This window comes from Streptomyces tauricus, from assembly GCF_014650955.1.
Classification (GTDB): Bacteria; Actinomycetota; Actinomycetes; order Streptomycetales; family Streptomycetaceae; genus Streptomyces; species Streptomyces tauricus.
Map to the genome: position 1 here is coordinate 42181 of NZ_BMVY01000044.1, position 21799 is coordinate 63979.

Genomic DNA, 21799 nt, shown 5'->3' on the forward strand with positions numbered 1-21799 from the left:
ACACGATGTGGACCTTTGAGTTGGACCTTTGAGAGGGATGGTTTCCATGGACGCGATCTACACCGCCGTAGCCACCGCCACCCACGGCCGTGACGGCCGCGCCTACAGCTCCGACGGGCAGCTCGATCTGCAGCTCGGGATTCCGACGGAGATGGGTGGCAACGGGCAGGGCACGAACCCGGAGCAGCTGTTCGCCGCCGGGTACTCGGCCTGTTTCGCGAGTGCGCTCGCGTTGGTGGGGCGGGCGGCGAAGGTCGACGTCAGTGATGCCGCTGTGACCGCTGAGGTGGGGATCGGCAAGCAGGGGGAAGGGTTTGCCCTGAAGGTCACCCTTCGGGTGGAGCTGCCTGAGTCCGTGGACGCGGAGACCGGGCGGAAGCTTGTCGAGCAGGCTCACCAGGTGTGCCCGTACTCGAACGCGACGCGGGGGAACGTGCCGGTCGAGCTCGTCGTCGAGTAGGTTTTCTCGCCCCCGCCGCCCCTACCCTTCCCGTCACTGCATGGGGGCTGCGCCCCCTCGCCCCCGTTGTCCTCAAACGCCGGACGGGCTGAGAACCAGCCCGTCCGGCGCTTGAGGACGAGCGCGCTCAGCGCGATGCGGGGGTTCGGGGGCGGAGACCCCGGGGTCGGGGCGGGAAGGGGCGGCGGGGGCGGAACCCCTCCTCCGCGAACAGCAACGGCACCCCCAGCACCGGCACCAGCCACACCATCACCATCAGCCGCCCGATGGCGATGTCGGGGTGCGCCGCGATACTCAGCACCCCGGTCCCCGCGGCACCGAGCAGCACCACCCCGAACGCGGGCCGCGCCCGGAGCGCCCCCCACGCCCCCACCCCGACCAGCGCCAGGAACAGCGGTTCGACGAGTTGCCGGCGCAGCCACTCCGTCCAGAAGTTGACCGACAGGCGGAGGAACTCCCGCCAGGGCCGCTCGCGGTCGGGCCGCAGGAAGTGGTCGGTGAGCAGGTCCTGGAGGCTGTCCGACTCCGAGGGGTAGTGGAGCAGCCTGGCGAGCAGGACCGTTCCCGCCGCCGCCCCCACCGCCACCTTCAGCAGCGTCTTCACGGCGTCCCCGACCGGCCGCCCCGACCTCCTCCGGTGGACGCCGATCACGCAGCACGCCCCGGCGAGACACACCGCGAGGAACAGCGCCTGCGAGTGCTTCACGGTGAAGAGCAGGGCCAGCGACAGTGCGACCGGGGGAGCGGCCCGCCGCCCGCGCAGCACCAGCGCGCACCCCCACAGCGCGGCCAGGGTGAGGGCCATCATGGTGCCCTCGGTCATGGGCCGCATCGCGGTCGCGCCCGTCGGCAGCACGTAGTACAGCGCCTGCCCCGTCAGCGCGGCGCCCACCGGTACGTCCAGCGTCCGCAGGATCAGGAACACCAGCACGCCCCCGGCCGCCGCGACGCACACCCCCGCCGCCCACAGCCCCCACGTCACGCCGAACACCGTCACGAACGGCAGGAGCAGCAGCGGATAACCGGGCCGCACCTCGAAGATCCGCATGAACCGCTCGCTCATGAACGGTGCCGTCCAGCCGGACGTCTGCCCCGCGTCGAGCCGCTTGCCGACGCTCCCGTCGTAGTAGCGGTCGCACTCCGCCCGCACCCCCGGCCCCGGGTCGGGGGCACGGAAGCGGCGGACGTCCACGCTGTGGTTGCGGGAGGCCGTCTCGCCCCGGCTCGCGCACACGTACGCGATGCTGCGCCCCGCCGCCTCCGTCTTGTCGGCGCCGCCCAGACTGAGCGCGTACGACAGGTAGTTGCGGCTGTCGGGGGTGTCCCGGCCGGTGACGTTGGCGAGCTGGAGGCAGCCGAACAGGGCGGCGAGGAACAGCACCCACGCGGCGGGGCGAGCACTCATGAGCGGGTCAGGGCGTCGCTCGGGGCACCGGACGCGGACGCGGGCGCGGGAACCATGGGTACCGCCAGGTCCTCGCCGAGCATCAGCGTCCGTACGACGCGTTCCGCGGCCCGGCCGTCGTCGTACCCGCGGAACCGGGACCGGAAGGCGGTCCGCAGCCGCGTCGACTCCTCGTCCCGCCAGGCGCCCGACGCGAAGAGGCGGGCCAGCTCGTCCTCGTCGCGGGTGACATGGCCCGGTGGGCGCTCGGTGACGTCGAAGTACGTGCCCCGCGCGGCGAGATACGTGTCCAGGTCGTAGGTGTGCAGGACGATCGGCCGGTCCAGGAGCGCGTAGTCGAACATCAGGGACGAGTAGTCGGTGATCAGCGCGTCGGAGGCGAGCAGCAGGTCCTCGACCCGCGGTTCGTCGGTGACGTCCAGGAGGAGGCCGCGCGCGGCCAGGTCCCGCAGGCCGAGGCCGCGTTCGTGGTGCTGGGTGAGGGAGGGATGCAGGCGGACCGCGAGGACGTGGTCGCCGGGCAGCCCCGCGACCAGGCGTTCCAGGTCGCAGGTGGGCGCGTAACCGCCCTGCCGGTGGTCCCGGTTGGTCGGCGCGTACAGGATCAGGGTGCTGTCGTCCCCGACGCCCAGGCGCTGCCGTACGGACTCCCGGCGGCCCTCCTCCGGGTGGATCAGGCAGTCGTTGCGCGGGCTGCCCGAGCGCAGGGACGTGAAGCCGCAGGGGTAGGCGCGGTCCCAGACCAGCTCGGAGTGCGGGTTCGCGACCAGGCTGTAGTCCCAGCGGTCGGCCCGCAGCAGCATCTTCGGGACGCTGAAGCCGCGCCTCGCGCCGGGGTACTTGAGCAGGTCCGCGCCCATCGACTTCACCGGGGTGCCCTGGTGGGTGTGGATGTGGACGGCGCCCTTGCGCTTGACGAGGTCGTTCGCCCAGTTGACGTTGTTGATCAGGTAGGTGGCGCGGGCCGTGACCCGGCGGTAGGCCCGGCTGCCCGGCAGGACGTGCTCGACGCCCGCCGGCAGCGTGGCCACATGGTCCTTGCCGACCACCCACACCGACCGGATGTGCGGGGCGAGTTCGCGGGCCTTGTGGTGGATCGCGGCCGGGTCGCCGAGGACACCCCGGTGCGAGAAGGCCGAGTACACCGCGAGGTTCGGGTCGAGCGCGCGCCGCAGGACCAGCCGCCGGTGCAGCGCGAGCAGCACCCTGCGCAGCCGGCGCCGCCACACCAGCCGCCGCCTGCGCAGCCCGGCACGCTTCACGGCGGCGATGCGATGCAGGGCGTAGAGGGTGTACGGGGCCCGGGCCAGCAGCGTGAACGACGTCCGCGGGATGTGCGCGCCGGGCCGGTGCCCGGCCGGCCGGTACGCGCGCAGGTCCCGGGCCGCCCGCCGGTGGAACTCGGGACGCGACGACGGCGGTACCCGGTCGGCCTGGCGCAGGATGAACAGGTAGTGGTCCGCCATGTGGTCGTAGAGGAAGCCGCGCCACCGCTCCAGCTCCGGCCGCTCCCCGATGAACCGGAACAGCCGCTCGTACTGGGCGAACACCTCGAAGTGCTCCCGGCTCGGCGTGCGCATCGCGTTGCCCTGGCGGCGCTGGCGGTAGGCCACGCAGATCCGGTCGACGAGGGTGATCGTGCGGGCCGTCCACAGCGTCTGATAGACGATCACCGCGTCCTCGTAGAAGCCGGTGGGGAAGGTGAAGCCGCCCTCGCGGAAGAAGTCGAGGCGGTACGCCTTGTTCCACACGACCGTGAACAGGTCGAGCAGTTCGGGGCGTTCGGCGACGGTGAAGACCTCCGGGCCGGGCGCGCCGAACACCTCCGCGTCCCGGTTGCGCTTCACCGCGCCGTACCAGTGGGTGCGCGCGTAGTCGAACAGCACGATGTCGGGGCGGTCGGTGGCGTCGATGCGCTCGGCGATCGCCCGCAGCGTGCCCGGTGTGTAGCTGTCGTCGCTGTCCAGGAAGAGCAGGTACTCGCCCCGCGCCAGCCGCGCGCCGTGGTTGCGGGCCGGGCCGATACCGCCGTTGACCGGCAGATGCACCGCCACCACCCGCTCGTCGCGGGCCGCGAACTCGTCGATGATCGCCGGACTCCCGTCCGGGGAGCGGTCGTCGACGACGATCACCTCGAAGTCGCCGTACGACTGGTCGAGGACCGACTCCAGACAGGTGCGCAGGTAACCCTGCACGTTGTGGACGGGCACGACGATGCTGAAGCGGGGCATGGCACTTCCAGGTCCGGGAACTTGCTGGGTCGCGGGAGCACGTGAGCTCGCGGGAGCACGTGAGGGCATCAGTGCGCCGGGGTGCGGGGGCGTGCCACGGCGGCGGCCGGGGCGGGCAGGCGCTCCCGCAGGGGGATCGGCGCCGGCAGCTCCTCCTCGGGCTGGCCGAGCAGCACCCGCCGTACGACCCGTTCGGCGGCCTGTCCGTCGTCGAACTCGCAGAACCGCGCACGGAAGGCGGACCGCAGTGCGGCGGACCGCCCGTCCGCCCACTCGCCCGACGTGAGGACGCGGATCAACTCGTCCTGCGTACGGGCGACATGGCCCGGCGGTTCGGCGAGCAGGTCGAAGTAGACGCCCCGGGTGTCGCGGTAGACGCCCCAGTCGTCGGCGTACGTGACGATCGGGCGGTCGAGGTTGGCGTAGTCGAACATGATCGACGAGTAGTCCGTGATCAGCGCGTCCGAGGCCAGACAGACGTCCTCTGTGTCGCGCAGGGACGTCACGTCGATCAGCCGGCCGTCCGCCACCGCCCGCCGCAGTCCGGCGTCGCCGTCGAGGAAGTAGTGCGCCCGCAGCAGCACCACGAACTCGTCCCCCAGCTCCGCGCAGAACCGCGCCAGGTCGAACTGCGCCGACACGTCACGCGGATAGTCCCGGTAGGTCGGCGCGTACAGCAGTGCCACCTTGTCCTCGGGGATACCGAGCCGCTCGCGGATCGCGGCGACCTCGCCGGGCGCGGCCGTGTAGAAGCGGTCGTTGCGCGGATAGCCGTACTCCAGGTGTGTGAAGGCGCTCGGGTAGGCGCCCGACCAGACCTCCGTGGAGTGGGCGTTGGAGGACAGGGAGAAGTCCCAGCGGTCCACGCGCCGCATCAGCTTGCCGAAGCTCCCGGTGGCCGCCGCGACGGCCCGGTACTCGATCTGGTCGACGCCCATCCGCTTCAGCGGGGTCCCGTGGTGCGTCTGGACGTGCACGGAGCCGGGGCGCTTGACCACGGAGTGCTCGAAGTTGACGTTGTTGAAGGTGTACTTCGCCCGCGCCATCACCTCCCAGTACCGCCTGCTGCCGATCACCACGCTCTCCACGTCCCCGGGCATGTGCGGCAGTTCCTTCTCCTTCACCAGGAACACCGACCGGATGTGCGGGGCGAGTTCACGTGCCTTGCGGTGGATCGCCGCCGGGTTGCAGGCGTAACCGCGTCCCCAGTAGGCGGCGAACACGGCGAGGTTCTCGTCCAGCGGCCTGCGCAGGTACCACGCGTAGAGGAGGGCACGGCGCCTGCGCAGCGCCGAGCGGCCCGCGTACGCCCTCGCCCGCGCCGCCTGCCGACCGAGCGCCGGCAGCGCCCGGAACGCCGTGTACGCGCCCCGCCGGAGCAGCCGGGCCCGCACGGTGGTGGCGCGGTGGCCCGCCGGGCGGAAGCGGCGGTAGAGCCTGCCCGCGCGACGGAAGAAGGCCCTGTCGCGGGGGGCGGTGGCCGCCAGGTCGAGGACCTCGGCGAAGAGCTGCGTGAAGAGGGCGCGCGCCCGGTCCTCGGGGAGCTCTTGGCCCGCGGCCCGGTCCAGCACCAGCTCGACCTGGTCGAGGAGTCCGGCGCCGAGGGACCCGGCGCCGAGGGGTCCGGCGCCGAGGGGTCCGGCGTCGGCCTGGGGGCGGAGTCCGGTGCCGGGGAGGCCGGTCCGCGTGCCCGCCGTCGGCCCGCCGCCGATCTGCCTGCGCTCGGGACGCCGTACGCACACCGTGTCCAGTACGGCGGTCTCCCCGTCGGCCAGCGCCACCAGACCGGCCCAGCCGAGGTCCGCGCACCGGCCCTCGGGGAAGGCGAGCCCGTGATCGCGGAGGAAGGCACGGCGGTAGACGGTGGCCCACACGGGGAGCCGTACGTCGGTGGGGTCCCTGTCCTCGAACAGTTCCGGGACCGGCTCGCCCTCCCACCACGGCACACGCTCATGGCCCAGGCGCAGGATGTCGATTTCGACCTCGTCCTCGCTCCCGGACCCGGCCCCGCCAAACGCCCGCAGCCGCGCGTCGATCCCGGCCAGCGCTCCCGGCGTCAGCACGTCACCCGCGTCCAGGAACAGCACGTACGTCCCGGTGGCCGCCCGCAGTCCGGCCTCGCGGGCACCGGTGACCCGTACGACTCTGGGGTCCCGCTCGGCGTACTCGGCGACGAGCGCGCCCGCGGGCGAGTCCGGGGCCGCGCAGGCCGCGATCAGCTCGAAGTCGGCGAAGGACTGGGCGAGCACCGGGTCGAGGGTCGTGGGGAGCCGCCCCGCGACGTCGTGGACGGTGACGATGATGCTGAAGCGGGGCAAGGAGACATCCATGGGTCGGCTCGGGTGTACTGCCGGGAAACGGCCAAAGGGGTGACGCGGTTACGCCGGATGCTGCATTCGGGGGATGCGCGGGAGAACGGTTCGATGACTTCCTGCCCCTCGTCGGATGCGCTCCGCGGGAGTCCCGTGAATGAGGGTGTGGAATTCCGTTCGTTCCCCTCGGCCCTCCCAGTGGAATGCTGCAGAACACGCGGATTTTATCCAGTACGCCTTTTCGGTCGGATTGGACATCCTTTTTGTGTGCTTTTCGAGGTGCGGTGCGCTGCGACTTGAGTGGGCGCTTCACATGCGGTGATACGGGTTCCGCGCCATTGGTCCGTATTGCGCGTCGAGGGTGCGGCGGGCGGGTGGCCGGGGAGTGAATTCCGTTGATCGCCCCGCGTGTGTGCGTTTATTCGGACCGCCCGGACCGCGGTACTGAAACCGATCTTGTATGAGGCATCGGTGTCTCCTTAGCGTGTGATTCCGAGCGAGCCAGTAATCGAGGCCCGAGCAAAGGAGATGCAGTGAATTCTCGTTTCCGTACGGCGATGGCTACTGCCGCGGTGTCCCTGTCGGCGATCGGCGTCATGGCGGTTTCCGCCTCGCCCGCTTCCGCGGGGCAGACGGGGCAGACGGGGTCGGCCACGTGCTTCGGCTACACCGGGAACTTCAACTCGGGCGGCGCGTACTTCGTCGACTGGGTCTACGGACCGGACGAGTGTTTCGGGGTGGCCCCCTCCGGCACCATCTGGCACACCTGGTCGGGTGCGGGCAGCTGGAAGGAGATGCCCGGTGACGGCAGAGCCGCCAATGTCGTCGCGGCCTTCGAGAGCTCCGCGGGCAAGTCCGTCAAGGTCGTGACGGAGTCCGGGAACTACTACTGCAACTACGACGACTACGCGACCAACACGTGGGGCGGCTGGTACCAGACGTCCACGAACCACTGCTGAGTCCGTTCCGGCCGGTGCACGACCGGTTCGCACCCTGATCCCGACCGGCTTCCGGGGGGCTTCCGGGTGGCTGTCCACGCCGCCCGGAAGCCGGTCGCGGGATCAGGGTGTGTCGGCGAAGGGGATTGGGGCGCCGGGTGCCGGGACCGGGGCGAGCGAGGTGACGGGGTTCCGGGACGCCGCCGACGGTACCGGCCGGCGCTCGTCCGGCGGCACCACCGCGGGCAGCCCGGCGCTCTCGCCCAGCACCACCCGGCGTACGACGCGCTCGGCGGCCCGCCCGTCGTCGTACGGGCAGAAACGCTCCCGGAAGGCGGCCCGCAGCTGCGCGGAGCGCGAACCGCGCCAGTGGCCGGTGGCGAAGATGTCGATCAGCTCGTCCTCGGTGCGGGCGATCGCCCCGGGTGGGAAGGCCCGCAGGTCGAAGTAGGTCCCGCGGGCGGCCTCGTACGCCTCGTGGTCGTCCGACAGGAGCACGATCGGGCGGTCGAGGCCCGCGTAGTCGAACATCAGCGACGAGTAGTCCGTGACCAGCGCGTCCGAGGCGAGGCAGAGCGACTCGACGCTCGGATGGTCACTCACGTCGATCAGCCGGCCGCCGCTGCGGGCCAGCGGGGCCCCGTACGAGGGGTGGGCGCGGGTCAGCAGGACGAAGCGCGGGCCGAGCCGGCGCAGCACGCGCTCCAGGTCGAGCGCGGTGCGCTGGGTGCGGCGGTAGTCGCGGTGCGTCGGCGCGTACAGGACCGCCACCGTGCCCTCGGGGATGCCGAGCGACTCGCGCAGCCGGGCCACCTCCGCCGAAGTGGCCTTCTGGAAGACGTCGTTACGGGGCTGGCCGTACTCCAGCATCGTGTACGCGGCCGGGAAGACGCGCTCCCAGACGAGGGTGGAGTGCCGGTTGCCGGACAGGCAGTAGTCCCAGCGGTCGGCGTCGCGCAGCACCTCGGCGAAGTCGGTGTCCCGCGCCGCCGCCGGGCGGTCCTGGAGGTCCAGGCCCATGTGCTTGAGGGGCGTGCCCGCCTGCGTCTGGACCAGGATCTGGCCGCGCCGCTTGACGAGGCGGCGGTCGAAACCGGTGTTGCCGACGACGTACTTGGACCGGGCCAGGGCCGTCCAGTACGCGGCGGAACCCGGCGTCAGCCTGCGCGTGCCCGTCGGGACCGTGTGGTGGAAGCCGGGAGCCGCGACCCACGCGGTGCGCATCCCCGGGGCGTGCGTGCGGAACGCGGCCTCCAGCGCACCCGGGTTGCAGCCGTGACCGCGTCCTGCGTGGCCCGCGAACACGGCGCGGTCGGCCCGCACGGGCAGCAGCCGCTGGACGCCGTAGTGCAGCCGCAGCCCGGCCGTCCGGACCCGGCGGGCCAGCGCCCCGGCGAGCCGCGCGGCCCGTCGCTTCAGCCGCGTCGCCGTCCACAGGGCGCGGTAGGTGCGATGGCTGCCGAAGCGCACGAGGGCGTGCCGCAGCCGGTTGCGGGACGGGACACCGGCATCGAGGACGCGGTAACGGGCGTAGTGGGCACGGGCCTTGCGCAGGAACGCGGCGCGGGAGCCCCGCGGCAGCCGGTCGCGCTTGAGGAACACGGCCGAAAGATGGTCGACCATGCGCTGGAACAGGACCGGCCGCCAGCGCGCCAGCTCGGGGTGCGCGTCGAGATGGGCGAAGACCCGGTCGTACTGGTCGAAGATGTCGAAGTGCTTGCCGCTGGTCGTGCCGAGGATGTTCCCCTGCCGCCGCTGCCGGTAGTGCACACAGACCCGGTCGAGCGTCGCGATGGTCTCGGCGGCCATCAGGACCGGGTACGTCCAGGGCGTGTCCTCGTAGTACCCGGGCGGGAACGCGAACTCCTCCCGCTCGACGAACTCCCGGCGGTACGCCTTGTTCCACACGACCATGAGGACGTCCAGCAGCCCCGGCCGGTCGTCCAGGCGGAACGGCGCCGGACCCTCCTCGTGGAGCTGCCCGGCCCGGACGTTGCGGACCGTCTCGCCCGACCAGAAGGTGCGCGCGTAGTCGTAGACCAGGACGTCCGGGTCGCCGGTCTCCTTGATGCGGTCGGCGATGTCCCGCAGCGCGTGCGGGGTGAGGCTGTCGTCGCCGTCCAGGAAGATCAGGTAGTCGCCGGTCGCGGCCCGCATACCCGCGTTGCGGGCCCGGCCGAGGCCCACGTTCTCCTTCAGGTGGACGGCCCTGACCCGTGGATCACGGGCCGCGAACTCGTCGGCGATCGCACCGCAGGCATCCGGCGAGCAGTCGTCGACGACGATCAACTCCAGGTCGCTGAACGACTGTTCCAGGACCGACGCCATGCACTCGTGCAGATACGCCTGGACCTGGTACGCGGGGACAATGACACTGAACCGGGGCAAGGTACATCCATGGGTCGGCGCGGCCATATTGCCCCGCAACGGCCAAAGGGGGTACGGGGTTACGCCGAATGCGGCATGTGGGGGACCCCCGGGCGACGCGAAAGGGGCGGACCGACACCGGCCCGCCCCTCAACTCGCTTGCTGTGACGGCTACTTCACCGCGCCCGCCATCACGCCGGACACGAACTGCCGCTGGAACGCGAAGAACACGGCCAGCGGGATCACCATCGAGATGAACGCGCCCGGCGCGAGCGTCTCGATGTTGCCGGAGAACTGCCGGGTCTGCTCGGTCAGCGCGACCGTCAGCGGCCGGGAACCGGAGTCCGAGAAGATCAGCGCCACCAGCATGTCGTTCCACACCCACAGGAACTGGAAGATGCCGAGCGAGGCGATCGCGGGCGCGCCCAGCGGCATGATGACCGTCGCGAACAGCCGGACCTCGCCCGCCCCGTCGAGCCGTGCCGCCTCCAGGAGTTCACGGGGGATCTCCGCGAAGAAGTTGCGCAGCAGGAAGATCGCGAACGGCAGGCCGAAGCCCACGTGGAAGAGGACCACGCCGATGACGCTGCCGAAGATCCCCAGGTCGCCGAAGAGGTCGGCCAGCGGGATCAGGGCGATCTGGATGGGCACCACCAGCAGCGCCACCACGGCCACGAACCACCAGTCGCGGCCCTTGAAGTCCATCCAGGCGAAGGCGTACCCGGCCATCGCGCCGATCACGACGACCAGGACGGTGGCCGGCACCGTGATGTACACGGTGTTGAGCAGGGAGTCGGTGATCTCCTCCTTGCCGAGCAGCGTCGAATAGCTCTCGGTGGTCAGCTGGGACGGCTTGCTGAAGACGTCCCACCAGCCGGAGGCGGCGATGTCCGTCGGGTCCCGGAACGACGAGGCGAGCAGCCCGATCGTCGGCGTCACCCAGAGCAGCGCGACCAGGATCAGGAAGACCCGCATCGCGCCGCCTCCCGCGACGCTCGCGATCCGGGAGCCGAGCGAGCGCTGCGGCGGACCGGAGGAGTTCGCGGCCACGGGCGGTTCCCCGGACTCCCCGGGGCCCTTCACAGGTACGGCGGATGTGGTCACCGTCGACGCTCCTTCCGCAGTCGGCGGATGTTGACGATCATCACCGGCATCACCAGTAGCAGCAGGACGATGCCGATCGCACTGCCGAGCCCCTGGTTGTTGCCGCCGCCGAAGGAGGCGTTGACCAGTTGCAGGGCCAGCACGTTCGCCTCGTCCTTGCTGGGCTGCGGAGCGATGATGAAGACCAGGTCGAAGATCTTCATCACGTTGATCATCAGGGTGATGAGGACGACGACGAGGACCGGCGCGAGCAGCGGCACCGTGACCCGGCGGAACACCTGCCACTCGTTGGCCCCGTCGACCCGGGCCGCCTCCAGGAGGTTGCGGTCCACGCCCGCGAGGCCCGCCGCGATGAGCACCATCGCGAAACCCGCCCACATCCAGGCGTACGAGCCGATGATGGCCGGGGTCACCAGGCTCGGGCCCAGCCAGTCGACGCCGTTGTAGGGCTCGGCGAAGTTCGACGACGGCAGCCGCAGCTGCGCGCCCTCGGCGGACGCCGGCAGCGTGAACGTACCGTCGTCGCCGGCCTTCGCGGAGGCCACCACCTTGCCGTCCTTGACCGCCTCCACCTTGATGCCGGGCAGTGCCTTCTCGCCCGCGTCGATGGCGCCCTTCTCACCGCCGCCGCCCAGCTTGAAGTCCAGCCAGACCGTGCCGGACACGCCGTCGCCCGAGGCCTCGGCGGCCTTGGCGTCCCCGGGGTCGCCGGGCACCTTGTTCGGGGCGATACCGACCAGCGGGATCAGCGCCGGAGAACCCGCGCCCACCGTGGCCGTCGAGGTGAACGCACCCCCACCGGACGCCTTGAGGTCGCTCTCGCCGGACGGGCGCGCCTTCGGATACACCGACGACTCGGCGAACGTGTCGTGCACGCCCACCAGCACGGCGTTCGCCACGCCCTGGTCGGGGTCCGCCTCGTACACGAGCCGGAAGATGATGCCCGCGGCGAGCATGGAGATCGCCATCGGCATGAAGATGACCAGCTTGAACGCCGTGGACCAGCGCACCCGTTCGGTCAGCACGGCGAAGATCAGACCGAGCCCGGTGACCAGCGCCGGGGCGACCGCGACCCAGATCGCGGTGTTCTTCACCGCGGTGAAGGTCGCGTCGTCGCTGAACAGGTCCCCGTAGTTCCCGAGACCCACGAAGCCGGAACCGTCGGCGTCGAACAGAGAGCGCCAGATCGAGTACCCGATGGGGTAGACCACGAGCGCGCCGAGCAGCACGATCGCCGGCAGCAGGAAAAGCCCCGCCACCCACCACCGCGTACCGATCACACTCTTGCGTTTGCCGACGGGGGGCACCGGGTTCGCCGGGCCCCCCGCCGTCGCCACCTGCGACGACATCGGCGGCCGTCAGCCCTTGTACGCCTTGGCGGCGGACGTCTCCAGCGCTTGCTGCGCGCCCTCCACGTCCGAAGGGGTCTTCAGGAAGTCCTGCAGCGCCTTCCACTCACCCGTGCCCTCGGTACCGCCGAAGGCGGCCGGGGCCTGGTCGGACATGTCGAAGCGGAAGTCGTCGCCCGCCGCGAGCAGCGCCTTGGAGATGTCCCGGGCCACGTCGTCCTTGTACTTCTCCTGGTCCATCTCCTTGTTGGGGGAGATGAAGCCGCCCTGTGCCGCCCAGATCTCGGCCGCGTCCGTCGACGCCAGGAAGGTCAGCAGGGCCTGCGAGCCCTTGTCGTCCTTCAACGCCACCGCCACGTCACCGGCGCTGACCACCGGCGACTCGTCGCCGACCGCCGGGAAGGGGAACACCTTCGCGTCCGTGCCGATCTCGGCCTTCGTGTCGGCGTTGATGTTCGCCGCGACGAAGTCGCCCTCGAAGACCATGCCCGCCGGGGTGTCACCGGAGAAGGTGTTCGTCACCGACTTCGGGAACTCGGTGCGCAGCGCGCCGGCGCTGCCGCCCGCGATCAGGTCGTTCTTGCCCCACAGCTGCGCCAGCGTGGTCAGGGCCTCCTTCACGGACGGATCCGTCCACTTGATCTCGTGCTTGGCCAGCTGGTCGTACTTCTCCGGGCCCGCCTGCGACAGATAGACGTTCTCGAACCAGTCCGTGAGCGTCCAGCCGTCCTGCCCGCCGATGGAGACCGCGGGCGAACCCGCGTCCGACAGGGTCTGCGCGGTCTGCACGAACTCGTCCCAGGTCTTGGGCTCCGCGGTGATACCCGCCGCCTCGAACGCCGCCGTGTTGTACCAGACCAGCGACTTGTTGGCGGCCTTCGCGTAGACGCCGTACTGCTTGCCCTCGTACGCGCCCAGGTCCTGCCAGCCCTTCGAGAAGTTCTTGTCGAGCTGCGCCTGCGCCTCGGTGCCCATCGGCTTGACCCAGCCCTTCTGGGCGAACTGGTGCAGCACACCGACCTGCGGGAGGAACGCCACGTTCGGCGGCTTGCCGCCCTCGATCTTCGTGCCGAGGAACGTGGAGGTGTTGTTGCCGGTCGGCACGTAGGCGACCTCCGCGCCCGTCCGCTTCTCGAACTCGTCCAGGACCGCGGTGAAGTTGTCCTGCTCGGGCCCGGTCCACACGGCCGCGACCTCGAGCTTCTGGCCGTCCAGCTTGGGGAGTTGGACGCTGGCGGCGTCTTTGCTCCCGCTCTCGCCGCCGTCGTCCTTCTTGTCGTCGTCACCGCCGCATGCCGTGAGCGTGAGCGCCATCGCCCCCGCGACGACGGCGGCCGCGGCCCTCGCGGCTCCGCTCCTCCTGTGCGACCTGCTGATACGAAGAGTGCTGCTGCGCATGGTGTGCCCCGTTCTCCGTCGAACGTCCGAGGTCCTGTCGTCAGCTCCCCGTCGTACGCCCGGAGTGAGGGGCGGGCCGGGCGACGGGCGGGGGTTGACGGCAGGGGCTGGCGCTGTCCCGTGCGCTCTTGGTCTACGCCCGTCCGCTCGGCGTCGGCAAGGGCGCCTGCGCTGTCAAGGGCGTGATCGTAACCGCGTCGTGACGTGGGGAGTTCTGTCCGGGGCGACCCCCCACCACGGGGCTCCGCCCCGGACCCCCGGGGGTACGTCGCCGGGCGCGGCCCGATGGAGTGCTGGTCGCGCAGTTCCCCGCGCCCCTGGGGGGTGGGGCTGCGTTGTCGGGTGTGGGTCGGTGGAGTGCTGGTTGCGCAGTTCCCCGCGCCCCTGGGGGTTTTAGCCTGTCCGGCGTTTGAGGACGAGGCCGGTGGGGGGTCTGGGGGCGGAGCCCCCGGGTGGTTACGGGATGGGTAGGGGCGGCGGGGGCGAGGAAGGTCGTGGTCAGAGGAGCGAGGGGACCTCCGCGGCCGAGACCGAGCGGGCCGCTCGGTCCAGGGCGCTGGCCAGCAGGGCCAGGTCCGTCGGCCCGTTGCCGAGCTCACGCACGGGCCGCCGCGCAGGCGGATCCCCCATCCGAGCCCACTCCAACGGCACAACCGTCGGCCGCAACGTCGCCGTACGGGGAATGCGCCCCGTGACCCGCCCACCCTGGAACGGCACGGACCGCCCCCCAGGCCCAGGCGCACTCAGCCTGCCCCGCCCCGGCGACGGCTCCTCCGCCCCGACTCCCGGCGCTTCGAGCACCACCCGGAGCCCGGCCCGCCGCGCCAGCTCCGTCTCCTCCGTACGGACCCCGCCACCGGTGGCCGCCACCAGATGCACCCCGAGCCGCTCACCGTCCCGGGCGACCCCTTCCAGGGCCCGTACGACGGACCCGGCGGCCGGGCGCCCGGGGGACCCCAGCGCGGGGGACAGCAGCGCGTCCAGGTCGTCGACGACCACGACGAGCCGGGGCAGCGGAGGCCCGGCGTCCGGACGGGGCCGAGCCGCGGCGGGACGCAGCCGCAGCGTCGAACTGGACATCGTGTCGATGTCCCCGGCCCCGGCCGCACCGGATGCACCGGACGACCCGGACACCCCGGACGACCCGGACGAGGAACCCGCCGCCGAGCCCGAGCCCGCCCCCGACCCCGCCGACCGCTGGGCGACGACCCGGCGCGGCCCCTCCCGCCCCGCGTGCCACTCGGTGAAGTCGAGCCGCCCGAGCAGTTCGGCCCGCCGCTTCAGCTCGGCGGACAGGGACTGCGCGAACTCCCGCATACGTACGGGATCGTGGGCGCCCAGATGCGTCGTGACATGGGGCAGGTCCGTACAGACCTGCAGCCCGTCCCCGCGCGCCGCCGACCCACCGGTACCCGTACCGTCCCGCCCGTCGACCAGCACGATCCCGAGCCGGTCGGGCCGCTCCGCGGCGGCGAGCGACGCGGCGACGGAACGCAGCAGCTCGGTGCGCCCGCTGCCCGGAGGGCCCTCGATCAGCAGGTGCGGGCCCTCGCCCGCGAGATCCACGCCGACGGGGCCGCGCGGCCCGGCGCCGAGCACGGCCGTGGCCCGGCCGCCGACGGCCTCCGGGTCGTCGGCCGCGTCCGCCCAACGCGCCATCAGGGACGCCGGGGTCGCCCGCGCCAGACCCAACTCGTCCAGCAGCCGCGCGGCTTGCGGCAGGGGCGCGGACACACGGGTGTGCCGCTCACCGGCCCCGCCCTCCGCGCGCAGCGGCGCCAGGGCCCGTGCGAAGCGCTCGGCCCACGCCATGGACACGGCGTCCACCGCGGCGACCGTGCCATGCCCGACGGGTCCGCCCGAGGAAGAGCTCGAAGAAGTACCCGCAGAAGCCGACGAGCCGTGGGGCTGTGTCGCGGGTGCCACGCGCAGCAGCCGCAGAGCCGTCGCCACGTCACCGCTGAGCAGCGCGACAGCCCCGCACTCGCGGAACGCCGGCGACACCGCGCAGGCCGCCTCGTACGTGTCCGTCACGGGCGAGGAGGGCGACGCGGCCGGTGTCTCGGCGAGACAGATGACATGGATGCCGACCTGGGGTCCCTCGACGGCGAGCCGCGACACGGCTTCCCGCACACCGGCCGACCCGGGGTCCCCGTCCACCACGACGACGGTGTGGGGACCGGACCACCCGGTCTCAGCGGCGTCGTCCGACCGGGCCCAGGAAGGCCGCCCTGCCCTGCCCCGCGCCTCACCGGCCTGCGTGCCGCTGCGGGGGAGTCCCAGATGGGTGACGTTCGGGTCCCGGGACAGGGGATGGCTCCCGGAGGCGGGCGCGGAGGCGCCGCGGCCGTGCGCCCCGGAGGCGTCCTGGGCGGATACGGGCCCGCCGTCCGCCGCGTTCCTCGGGCGCGGCGCGAAGGCCCCGCTGTCGTCCGCCGAGCCCGAGCCCGAGCCGAGGCGGGGCCCGTGACCCCGCTCGGCGGCCCGCCCCGTCTCCGTGAGGTGGTCCTCCAGGCGCCGGACCAGTTCCTCCGTGCGCGCCGTCGCCTGTTCGCGGTCGTAGGCGAGCAGGAGGCGGCAGTCCTGGCCGTGGGTGGGACGCAGATGGGGCAGCCAGCCCAGCCACGACCACTCGGCGACGCGCTCCTCCAGGGAACGCGAGCGGTCCGTGCTGAGGAGGGTGATCTCCAGCGAGTCGGGGGAGTGCAGCGCGGCGAGCTGGGCCACCACCGCGCGCGCGAGCCCCGAGAGACGTTCGCGCGGTCCGGCCAGGCCCAGCGCCCCGACCTCCCGCAGTCCGGCGGTCACCGGGACCGCGGACAGCAGCCCGGAGCCGTCGGGTGTGCTCCGGTCCGCCGTACCCAGCCGGACCGTGAGGGTTTCCCGGTGGCCCGGTTCGCGCTCCCACAGCCGCGGCCCCGGTCCGAGCGCCGCCAGCAGCAGCGCGGCCGGGTCGGGCCACCGGTCGGGCCCGGGCACGCCCAGGGCGACGGGCTCGGCGAAGGGCGCCTCGTACGAGTCGTACGGGTCGTACTCCGCGCCGTCGCCGTACTGGTCCTCGCTCCGGGACCCCGCCAGCCGGCGGGCCCACGCGGAGAGACCGCGCTTGCGCGTGGCCCGCGGCACGGGTGTCCCCCGGAGGGGTGTGCCCTTGCGCTTGCCCTCGCCCGGTCCCTGGACGTCGAGGCCCTGGTCCTCCTCGTACGGCTCCCCGGCGTCCCGGTACTCGCCGTACTCGACCCGGTCCCCCGCGTCCCTGTGCTCGATCCGGGGCGCCCCGCCCTGGCCCGGCACCACATGCGGTCCCGCCGGCAGATGCTCCTGGCTGCCCGGGGCTCCACCCCCGGCGGCGCCCCACCCGGCCGTGCCGTAACCGTGATGGGTCTCGGCGGTCGGCGGCGCGATACCGGAACGGGAACCCCCGGTGCTCCGGCCGTCCCCGGAGCCCTCCCCGCCCCTGGAGCCGGCGGGAGAGTCCTCGCCGCGCGCACGAGGCACCCGCGCGCTTCCGGCAGCCGGGGCGGACCGGGACGCGGACCGGGAGGAGGCTCCGGATCCGGCCTCCGCCGCCCCACCGGAAACGGCCGGATTCCGCCCATGCTCCAGTCGCTGACCCCGGCCCTGGTCCTCTACCTGACCCGCGCCCGACCCCGCGCTGGCGCCCGTCCCCTCGCCCTGTACGTGCCCCTGCCCCTGCCCCTGCCTCTGTCCTTGTCCCGCCCCGGAACGTCCTGAACTCGCCGAATATTCGGGACCCCCGGAACTCCCAGAAGCCCCCGAGCCCCCAGACCCTCCGGCAGTGCCCGACGCTCGGCCCCGTCCGGGGACCCCGGACGTCGCCGGTACCACCCGTACATGCCCCTCGCCGTCCGGCGCGGTCTCCAGGATGTCGGCCGGTTCGCCCGCCGCGGCCAGCAGCAGGGCCGACTCACCCACCCGCAGCAGCGCTCCCGGCGCGAACCGCACCGGGCGCTCGCCCACGCGCCTGCCGTCCAGGACCGTGCCGTTCGTGGAGCCCAGGTCCGCCACCGAGACATGGCCGTCCACCGCGACCGTCACGGCGCAGTGCAGACGGGAGACGTCCGGGTCGTCCAGCGGTACGTCGGCGTCGGCGGAACGGCCGATGTCGATCCGGCCGCCGTGCAGCAGATGGACGCCCCCGGCGTCGGGCCCGGCGACCACGCGCAGCTGTGCCGCCGCGGGATCGACGTCGGGGCCGGGCTGCGCGGGGGACCCCAGGGACAGCACGGCGCCGTCCATCAGGGGAGGCTCACCCAGCGTGCAGCGCTGCGCGTCGAGCCGCTCCGCCTCCGCGTACAGCACCCCGGGGCCCTCGCCCCCGACCGCCGAGGCGAGGCCGGAGGCCACCGCCGCGAGCGCGGTCCCGGCGGGTGCCGTGACCAGCACGTCGCAGGACGCGGGGCGTCCGTCGGGGCGCGTCCCCAGCGGGTCTACGACGGTCAGCCGGATCTGCATCGCCGTCAGCGGTCCCTTCTGTCGCGGGCGCCCGCGACGGGGCGCTCCCGCGGTCCCCACCGCGGATTCCCCCACCGCGCACGGGCACGTCGGCCAGTACGGAAAGCATCCTCGCACTTGATACTGACAACACGCCCGCACTCCGCAAGCAAGTGATCTTGATTGGTCGGCTCTGCCCGCAAAAGTGCCTGACCAATGCCCGGTTGGGATCGGTCACGTCAAGATCCGGCAACCAAAGCACCCGAAGCGAGCGTCTTTTCATCGAACACATACGGGAAAGCCCCACGTAATGCATGGGTGGGCCGGACTGAGAAAACCGCAGTGCGACGACAACCCGGTGCCGTGTTCGGCGGCATTACAGTGGGTCGGAACCACCCGTAGCACGGTGGACGGACCAGCCAAGCAAGCAGCAGGGAGCGCATGACGTGCGGCCGGTAGGCAGCAAGTACCTCCTGGAGGAGCCGCTCGGACGCGGCGCCACGGGCACCGTCTGGCGGGCCAGCCAGCGCGAGACCGCGGGCGCCGAGGCGGCCGTGGCCGGTCAGCCCGGCGAGACCGTGGCGATCAAGGTCCTCAAGGAGGAGCTCGCCGGCGATCCGGACATCGTGATGCGGTTCCTCCGGGAGCGCTCCGTCCTGCTCCGCCTGACCCACCCGAACATCGTGCGGGTACGGGACCTCGTGGTCGAGGGCGATCTGCTGGCGCTGGTCATGGACCTGATCGACGGTCCCGACCTGCACCGCTATCTGCGCGAGAACGGCCCGTTCTCGCCGGTCGCCGCGGCCCTCCTCACCGCCCAGGTCGCCGACGCGCTCGCCGCCAGCCATGCCGACGGTGTCGTGCACCGCGACCTGAAGCCGGCGAACGTGCTGCTCCAGCAGCAGGGCGGCCAGATGCACCCGATGCTGACGGACTTCGGCATCGCCCGCCTCGCCGACTCCCCGGGACTGACCCGCACCCATGAGTTCGTCGGCACGCCCGCGTACGTGGCGCCCGAGTCCGCCGAGGGCCGCCCGCAGACCTCCGCGGTCGACATCTACGGCGCCGGGATCCTGCTGTACGAGCTGGTCACCGGCCGGCCGCCGTTCGGTGGCGGATCGGCTCTCGAAGTCCTCCACCAGCACCTGAGCGCGGAGCCCCGCAGGCCCTCCACGGTCCCCGACCCGCTGTGGACCGTCATAGAGCGCTGCCTGCGCAAGAACCCCGACGAACGGCCCAGCGCCGAGAACCTCGCCCGCGGCCTGCGTACGGTCGCCGAGGGCATCGGGGTGCACGCGAACTCCGCGCAGATCGCCGCCGCCGAGGCCGTGGGCGTACTCCTCGCCCCGGACCCGGCGCCCGCCGCCGTGCCGGGCGACTTCGGAGCCGCCGACCCCACCCAGGTGCTCCCGCAGAACGCCGGCTCGTACGACCCGAACGGCGCGACCAGCGTCCTGCCGCACGCCGGCGCGGGCGCGGCCGACCCCACCGCCGTACTGCCGCACCGCGGCGCGGCCGACCCGACGGCCGTCATGCCGCCGGTGCCGCCGAACCAGCCCGGGGCGGGCCCCGAGGACCCGCACCCCTGGCAGAACCAGCTGCGCGCGGCCCGCGACCGCAACGAGGCGACGCAGGTCCAGTCGTACCTCGACCCGAACGAGGACCCGCTGCGGCGCCGCCCGCAGCGGCAGGTCGCCCGGCCGCCCCAGCAGCAGCCGCAGCAGCCGCCGTCCCAGCAGCCGCAGCCGCGCGGACAGCGCCAGCAGCGCTCGCAGCAGCGGCCCCCGCAGAACCAGCAGGGGTACGGCTATCCGCAGCAGGGCCAGCAGCCGCAGGGGTACGCCCCTCAGCAGCAGGCCCAGCCCCAGCGGTACGCACCGCCGCAGCAGCCCCAGCAGCCCGCGCCGCGTCCGCCGCGCGAGCCCCGGCAGCGCAGCGCCAACCCGATGAAGATCCCCGGACTCGGCTGCCTCAAGGGATGCCTGTTCACGATCGTCATCCTGGTCGTGGCCGGCTGGGCGATCTGGGAGTTCAGCCCGCTCCAGGGCTGGATCGGCACGTCGAAGGGGTACTGGGAGCAGCTGTCGGACTGGTTCGGCACCGTCTCCGGCTGGGTCGAGGACCTCGGCGGAGGATCCGGACAGTAGGCGTTCCACGAGGTTGCTCCCCCCTCGAATCCCCGGAATCGCGCTGCGGTTCTGGGGATTTGTCGACACCTGGGGGGTGATTTCCGTCGCGGAAGTGAAGGTTGGTGCTCCGGGCGCGTAGTTTTGTCGCCAACACGCGCCCGTAGGAGCAGTCTTGGTACGGAAGATCGGCAGCCGGTACACCGCGCACCAGATCCTGGGACGGGGCAGCGCCGGCACGGTGTGGCTGGGTGAGGGGCCCGAGGGGCCCGTCGCCATCAAGCTGCTGCGCGAGGACCTGGCGTCCGACCAGGAGCTGGTGGGGCGGTTCGTGCAGGAGAGGACGGCCCTGCTGGGCCTCGACCATCCGCACGTCGTCTCCGTGCGCGACCTCGTCGTCGACGGCACCGACCTCGCCCTGGTCATGGACCTCGTCCGCGGCACGGACCTGCGGACCCGGCTCGACCGCGAGCGGCGCCTCGCGCCCGAGGCGGCCGTCGCGATCGTCGCCGACGTCGCCGACGGGCTCGCCGCGGCGCACGCGGCGGGGGTCGTGCACCGGGACGTGAAGCCCGAGAACGTGCTGCTCGACATGCAGGGGCCGCTCGGGCCCGGCGGTTCGCACCCCGCGCTCCTCACGGACTTCGGCGTCGCCAAACTCATCGACTCACCGCGGCGGACCCGCGCGACGAAGATCATCGGTACGCCGGACTATCTGGCGCCCGAGATCATCGAGGGGTTGCCGCCGCGGGCGGCCGTCGACATCTACGCGCTGGCGACCGTGCTGTACGAGCTGCTCGCCGGGTTCACGCCCTTCGGCGGCGGGCATCCGGGGGCGGTGCTGCGGCGGCACGTCACCGAGACCGTCGTCCCGCTGCCCGGGATCCCCGAGGAGCTGTGGCAGCTGCTCGTGCAGTGCCTGGCGAAGGCGCCGGCGTCCCGGCTGCGGGCGTCCGAGCTGGGGGAGCGGCTGCGGGAGCAGCTGCCCCTGCTCGCGGGGATGCCGCCGCTGGACGTCGACGAGCCCGACGGGGAGACCGAGGGGTCCTACGAGGACGCGGCGCCCGCGGTCGAGCCGGAGGCTCCGCGGGAGCGGGTGCGGCGGGGGGCCGTGCCGCTGGTGCCTGGGGCCAAGCCGGACTCGAACCGGGACACGCACACCTCCATGCGGGTGCCGGGGCCGGACGAGCTGGCGGGGGGTGCGCTCGGTACGGCGCGGGCTCCTCGGGCGGTGGGGGCGCCTCGGCCGGGGTCCGCGCGGCATCGCGCCTCCGCTCGGCGGCGGCGGATCACGTTGGGGGTGGCGGGGGTCGCGCTTGCCGCGGCGATAGGGGGTGGCGCGTGGCTGGCCACGTCGGGGGACGACGCCGACGGGGCGCCGTCCGACACGGAGAGCTCCGCGCCGGCCTCGCCGTGACCCGCGGGGGCGTTCCTGTTCCCGTCCCTGTCATGGGGGCTGCGCCCCCTCGCCCCCTGATCGCGCTACGCGCTCGTCCTCAAACGCCGGACGGGCTGAAAAGCACAGGGCCGCGAGGAACTGCGCGCTCAGCCTCCACCGGCCCGCAGCCAAAGCACTCGGCCGCAGCCCTGCCCCCTAGGGCCTGTCGTCAAATGTCACGCCCACATCAGGAGTGAGGCGAGGGTGATGGCCGCT

Annotated in this window: 12 protein-coding genes; 4 read left to right on the forward strand and 8 right to left on the reverse strand. The window is 72.6% G+C overall.

Features of this window, described 5'->3' with window-relative positions; genetic code table 11:
* Positions 1-46: 46 nt before the first annotated feature.
* Entirely contained in the window at positions 47-460 is a 414-nt protein-coding gene (locus IE278_RS37370) for an organic hydroperoxide resistance protein (protein ID WP_189779446.1), read from the forward strand.
* A gap of 127 nt (positions 461-587) precedes the next feature.
* On the opposite strand, the gene IE278_RS37375 is transcribed toward IE278_RS37370, so the two are convergent.
* From IE278_RS37375 to IE278_RS37385, 3 genes are all read right to left on the reverse strand, one after another.
* Positions 588-1865, reverse strand: coding sequence for a hypothetical protein (locus IE278_RS37375; protein ID WP_189779448.1), 1278 nt, complete (start codon positions 1863-1865; stop codon positions 588-590).
* Positions 1862-4096 (reverse strand): bifunctional glycosyltransferase/CDP-glycerol:glycerophosphate glycerophosphotransferase, encoded by a 2235-nt coding sequence (locus IE278_RS37380; protein WP_189779450.1) that lies wholly within the window; start codon positions 4094-4096, stop codon positions 1862-1864. Before IE278_RS37380 ends, IE278_RS37375 begins: the two co-directional genes overlap by 4 nt.
* Before the next feature lie 68 nt (positions 4097-4164).
* Positions 4165-6414, reverse strand: a complete 2250-nt coding sequence (locus tag IE278_RS37385) for a bifunctional glycosyltransferase/CDP-glycerol:glycerophosphate glycerophosphotransferase (protein WP_189779451.1) — start codon at positions 6412-6414, stop codon at positions 4165-4167.
* 551 nt (positions 6415-6965) lie between these two features.
* Between IE278_RS37385 and IE278_RS37390 the strand changes: the two genes are divergently transcribed.
* Positions 6966-7367, forward strand: coding sequence for a hypothetical protein (locus IE278_RS37390; protein ID WP_189779453.1), 402 nt, complete (start codon positions 6966-6968; stop codon positions 7365-7367).
* Positions 7368-7469: 102 nt separating this feature from the next.
* Here the strand turns inward: IE278_RS37390 and IE278_RS37395 are convergent, their stop codons facing one another.
* From IE278_RS37395 to IE278_RS37415, 5 genes are all read right to left on the reverse strand, one after another.
* Entirely contained in the window at positions 7470-9734 is a 2265-nt protein-coding gene (locus IE278_RS37395; RefSeq protein ID WP_189779455.1) for a bifunctional glycosyltransferase/CDP-glycerol:glycerophosphate glycerophosphotransferase, read from the reverse strand.
* Between the two features lie 150 nt (positions 9735-9884).
* Entirely contained in the window at positions 9885-10688 is an 804-nt protein-coding gene (locus IE278_RS37400; protein WP_189779471.1) for a carbohydrate ABC transporter permease, read from the reverse strand.
* A 125-nt stretch (positions 10689-10813) separates the two neighbouring features.
* Entirely contained in the window at positions 10814-12166 is a 1353-nt protein-coding gene (locus IE278_RS37405; protein WP_189779457.1) for a carbohydrate ABC transporter permease, read from the reverse strand.
* Positions 12167-12175: 9 nt separating this feature from the next.
* Complete coding sequence (locus IE278_RS37410) at positions 12176-13564, reverse strand: ABC transporter substrate-binding protein (RefSeq protein WP_189779459.1); 1389 nt, start codon at positions 13562-13564, stop codon at positions 12176-12178.
* A gap of 498 nt (positions 13565-14062) precedes the next feature.
* Positions 14063-18040 (reverse strand): FHA domain-containing protein, encoded by a 3978-nt coding sequence (locus IE278_RS37415; RefSeq protein ID WP_189779461.1) that lies wholly within the window; start codon positions 18038-18040, stop codon positions 14063-14065.
* A gap of 425 nt (positions 18041-18465) precedes the next feature.
* Here IE278_RS37415 and IE278_RS37420 point away from each other — a divergent pair, with 425 nt between their 5' ends.
* Entirely contained in the window at positions 18466-20166 is a 1701-nt protein-coding gene (locus IE278_RS37420) for a serine/threonine-protein kinase (RefSeq protein WP_189779463.1), read from the forward strand.
* Between the two features lie 154 nt (positions 20167-20320).
* A complete protein-coding gene (locus IE278_RS37425; RefSeq protein WP_189779465.1) occupies positions 20321-21562 on the forward strand; it encodes a serine/threonine-protein kinase in 1242 nt (413 codons plus the stop codon).
* Positions 21563-21799: the final 237 nt, after the last annotated feature.